This is a genomic window from Xanthovirga aplysinae (assembly GCF_009711365.1).
Lineage (GTDB): Bacteria > Bacteroidota > Bacteroidia > Cytophagales > Cyclobacteriaceae > Xanthovirga > Xanthovirga aplysinae.
The window spans coordinates 1-1,482 of sequence record NZ_SMMB01000411.1 but is presented as its reverse complement, the minus strand read 5'-3'; the positions used below and the strand labels follow the sequence as shown (position 1 = coordinate 1,482).

General features: G+C 39.1%; 1 protein-coding gene. It reads left to right on the top strand.

From position 1 onward, the window contains the following. Window positions 1-156 precede the first annotated feature (156 nt). The gene (locus tag E1171_RS01485; RefSeq protein WP_155203379.1) at window positions 157-1,167 is read left to right on the top strand and encodes an LLM class flavin-dependent oxidoreductase; all 1,011 of its coding nucleotides are present in this window, start codon (window positions 157-159) and stop codon (window positions 1,165-1,167) included. The last annotated feature ends 315 nt before the right edge of the window (window positions 1,168-1,482 follow it).

Below are 1,482 nucleotides of genomic sequence, written 5' to 3'. Positions count from 1 at the left end.
ACTAAAGCCATTGCGGATAAAAGTATAGGAGGGGCTGCTCAAGCAACTTCAGATCACCTTCAAATAGTGATAGAAGCTGAATTGTAATGTTGAAGATTCTGGTTGCAAAGATTACCAAATTGAATAAAAATAGAATGTAATAAAGGAAATAAAAAAATGGAAATAGGAATAGATAGTTTCGCGGCAGCACCAAAAAATTTGGAAGTAAGTAGTTCACAGGCATTAACAGAATTACTGGATAGAATAGAGCTTGCAGATAAAGTTGGTTTAGATGTATTTGGATTAGGAGAACACTACAGAAAAGAATTCTTGGACTCTGCCTCACCAATAATTCTTGCAGCTGCAGCTTCACGCACAAATCGGATTCGATTAACTAGCGCTGTTACAGTTCTTAGTGCAGCAGACCCCGTTAGAGTATTTCAAAACTTCTCCACTCTGGATTTAATTTCGGAAGGCCGAGCGGAAATAGTGGTTGGCCGTGGCTCTTTTATAGAATCCTTCCCCTTATTTGGACTAAGCCTGGATGATTATGATGCACTTTTTTCCGAAAAGTTAAATCTTTTACTAAAAATTCGTGACAATGAATTTGTGAATTGGTCCGGTAGGTTTCGTCCTGCACTTAATAATCAGGCTGTATATCCACGTCCTTTACAAAATCAATTACCAATTTGGCTAGGAGTTGGTGGAACTGCCTCATCTTTTGCACGGGCTGGAGAACTAGGTTTGCCGCTTATGGTTGCCGTAATTGGTGGGGAAACACATCGCTTCAGACCATTGATAGATTTGTATAGACAGGCAGGAGAAAAGGCGGGTCATTCGCCGGAACAATTAAAAGTTGGATTACACTCCATTGGCTATGTAGCAAATAGCAACGAAGAAGCTATTGAAGATTTTTATCCGGGTTATAAAGAATTATTTACAAGAATGGGAAAAGAACGAGGCTTTCCTCCGGTCACAAGAGCTGGTTTTGATGCTCAAAATGGGCCATTGGGAGCTTTTCTTGTTGGAAGTTATGAAGAGGTTGCAGAAAAAATACTTCGGCATAGTGAAGCACTTGGTGGGATTGACAGATTTACTTTTCAGATGGACGTTGGCTTATCACATGAAAAACTTTTAAAGTCTATTGAGTTAATTGGTAAAAAGGTTTCCCCATTAGTTAATAGTTAAAAAAGTAGGTGATAAAAGACGAGTAAGTACCGTGAAAAGATAGGCATATGCTAGGAAGGGGTCGAAAGGAGAACTAAAAATGGGATTAATTTGGGATAGTGGTCGATTCTAAAATAAGGTAAATAAATGGGTAGCCTTTAAATTGAGAGATATTGAACGGTGATTGTGTTGTGTTAAAGCAAAATTGGCCTCAATGTGAATTGAGGCCAATTGTCGTATTTTTGAGGTTTAGTTTCTTACTCATACCGAATAGAATTCACCGGATCGTCGGTTGCGGCTTTCAGTGCATGATAGCTCATGGTGATCCAGGCCACA

Bases quoted from the DNA above. Each gene is read 5' to 3' on its own strand.
- E1171_RS01485 (WP_155203379.1), top strand. From the start codon at position 157: ATGGAAATAGGAATAGATAGTTTCGCGGCAGCACCAAAAAATTTGGAA.